Source organism: Crocosphaera sp. Alani8, from assembly GCF_038442745.1.
In the GTDB taxonomy this organism is placed as follows: Bacteria; Cyanobacteriota; Cyanobacteriia; order Cyanobacteriales; family Microcystaceae; genus Crocosphaera.
In genome coordinates, this window is sequence record NZ_JARVCN010000382.1 from 1 (window position 1) to 2,832 (window position 2,832).

The 2,832-nt window shown below is 37.6% G+C and carries 3 protein-coding genes; 2 read left to right on the forward strand and 1 reads right to left on the reverse strand.

What is annotated here, in order from left to right; translation table 11 throughout:
* The first annotated feature begins 252 nt into the window (after positions 1–252).
* Both P9B04_RS19150 and P9B04_RS19155 read left to right on the forward strand, forming a co-directional pair.
* Positions 253–975: a 15,16-dihydrobiliverdin:ferredoxin oxidoreductase gene (locus P9B04_RS19150; RefSeq protein WP_342056570.1), complete on the forward strand. Its 723-nt coding sequence runs from the start codon at positions 253–255 to the stop codon at positions 973–975.
* A 44-nt stretch (positions 976–1,019) separates the two neighbouring features.
* Positions 1,020–2,078, forward strand: coding sequence for a phycobilisome rod-core linker polypeptide (locus P9B04_RS19155; protein ID WP_342056571.1), 1,059 nt, complete (start codon positions 1,020–1,022; stop codon positions 2,076–2,078).
* A 380-nt stretch (positions 2,079–2,458) separates the two neighbouring features.
* On the opposite strand, the gene P9B04_RS19160 is transcribed toward P9B04_RS19155, so the two are convergent.
* A complete protein-coding gene (locus P9B04_RS19160) occupies positions 2,459–2,761 on the reverse strand; it encodes a response regulator (RefSeq protein ID WP_342056572.1) in 303 nt (100 codons plus the stop codon).
* Positions 2,762–2,832: the final 71 nt, after the last annotated feature.

Below are 2,832 nucleotides of genomic sequence, written 5' to 3' on the forward strand. Positions count from 1 at the left end.
CTTTGTCCCCTAACTTTCGGCGAGTCCCCCCAGACTTTTTGAGAAGCTTCGGTTTTCTGATTTTTTTTTAATAAAAGTTAATAAACTGCGAGAATTCCGACTCTTAACCTGTTTGTATAGCGTTTCCCTTTTATGTCTCATTAAGGAAATGCCACATTACAAATTGTAACTTATGGATTCAGAAAGGAGACAGAAATCAATACTTCCGTGTATCTTCAGAGAAGCTAAATTTTAGTACACTTTGGGGACTATATGTTTCAGCCTTTTTTACAACACCTAGAAAAAGAACTGTTTAGTCGCTTTCATTTAATTGATCGACCGATTGATCCGGAATTGGAATTCAAAATCAGTCAACGGAGCAAAAATCCTGCCATGATTGAAAGTTGGTGCTATGAATGTCCCCAATTCCGAAAAATACGCTACACCTATATTAATGCTGGGGCAACGGCCCAAATTTTTAATAGTGTTATTTATCCAAACCATCAGTACGATTTACCTTTATTGGGAATTGATTTTTTAGCTTTTGGGCAGAAAAAAATATTAGTAGTTTTAGATTTTCAGCCTCTGTTTCGTGACCCAGATTATTTAAAGAAATATATTGAACCAATGGCACCAATTCGTAAAAAATATAATGATTTGGCGCAAGATTTGGAAATGAAATTTTATGATGCTAACCAATATTTCTCTCCCTATTTATTATTTGCCAGAACTAATCCTCAGACGGTTATAGAGCAACTTTTTCCTGCTTATCAAGAATATATTCAATTATATTGGCAACTGGTAGAAAAAGCTGAACCAAAGACGGATTCGACCGAGGTTGAACGAATCATCAAGGCACAGAAAGACTATGATCAATATAGTGCCGAACGAGATCCGGCCTCGGGGCTATTTAAGAGCTATTTTGGTCATGAATGGTCGGAAGAATTTCTGCATAAATTTTTGTTTGAAGATTCTGTTCCCGTTCCCGTTAAATAAATTTAATTGCTTTTATCATGTCAACACCTAATCTCCCAACAACAATGGATTCCGCAAAACAACGTCAGTTTCAATCTTTTGATAAAGTCGCTCTTTTAGAGTTGGTACTGGGTTCCGATGAAAACCAAATTGAAACAATCATTCGAGGGGTTTATCGACAAGTTTTGGGCAATGCTCATATTATGGAGAGTGAAAGACTAACTATTCCTGAATCTCAACTTAAAGGTGGAGAAATTAGTGTTCGCGAGTTTGTTCGCCAAGTTGCTTATTCTCAATTGTATCGTTCTCTCTTTTTTGAACCCTGTCCTCGTTATCGTTCAATTGAATTGAACTTCAAACATTTGTTAGGACGCGCACCTAATGACTATAGCGAAACTTTTCATCATAGTCAGATATTGGATGAAGGTGGATGGTTTGCAGAGATTGATTCCTACATTGATAGCGACGAATATCAAGATAATTTCGGTGAAAATATTGTTCCTTATTGTCGAGGTTATCACACGCAAACAGGGCAAAAACTACTAGGTTTCACCAATATGTTCAAACTCTTGCCCAATGTTTCCACCAGTGACAAAGCAAATGCCTCAGATAACAATTCCTTACTCAATAAAGCGATCATTTACAATAACCCTGGAGGTAAAGCCCCTGTTACGGATGTTAAAGCATTGATCGCTCAAGCCCTTAACCCAGAACCAACAGCCTTGAGTATCTTCAAATCTTATCGAAATAACGATATACTTGCCTTGCAACAAGAGTGTTCTCAACAAAAACAAGAAATTGAACGGTTACAAAAAGAATTAGCTGACTTACAACCAGCTGCTTTTCTAGCTGATATGGTTTTAAGTAAAGGGTTCAGTAAGTTTCCTACTTCTGATTCTAGTCAAGTGCGTGAGCGTACATTGCTAACGGGCATTCCTGTTTCTAGTTCTCTAGCTGAGACAGAAGACTCATCAAGTAATTCCCTAAGTTGGCAACAGAAAAGAGACCTTTACAATGAAAAAATCGCTACACTACAAGAACAGATCAAAGAGGCACGGCGTTTAGCTGTTATTGGTAACGCACAGATGAATAAATGGCGTAATCGATATTTTTCTATAAGATGACCAAAAATTGGATGTTGGAAATTGCGGATTTAGCATTGAATAATAACAAGCCTTTAGGTCTTAATTTACAACCCTTTTTTTCATTTGTAAATCTGAAATTTACCTCTCTTTCTTCATCATCAATATGATACAATTCCGAGTAGTCATATCCATCACTGTAGTGTTTATATACTACTTAGTACCTGGACAAAAATAAACGTTTAGGGAGTAGTTACATGGCAGAAGACGCTCCGCTACAAGGGCAGAAGTTCAATTGTAAGGTCACGGGGAACCTGTACCCGAAAGGATAAGGTTGAAGGACAACCCTTCTGCCTTCAAAGGCGAAGCTCTGGTCAACTTTTCGGCTTCGACTCGACTATCTTCAACTAAAAGAACGTGACTCATCTTGATTCCTTATGGGTAGATTTTTTTAAATGTTTATTCAATACTTTGATAAATTCGCTAACCTTAACTGGTTTCGATAAAAAATCATTAGCCCCGACTATTTTGGCTCTCATGCGATCAACTAACCCATCTTTTCCTGTCAAAATGACCACGGGTACATCTTTGAGACTAGGGGTTTTCCTCAGTTGAGTACAAAGCTCATAACCATTGGTTATGGGCATCACTAAGTCCAAAAAAATCAGATCGGGTTTGTTTTTTAAAAACGAGGGAATTGCTTTTAGAGGCTTTTGAATGCCAATAAAACCAAGACCTTGTCTACGAAGCTTCTCAAAAAGTCTGGGGGGACTCGCCGAAAGTTAGGGGACAAAGA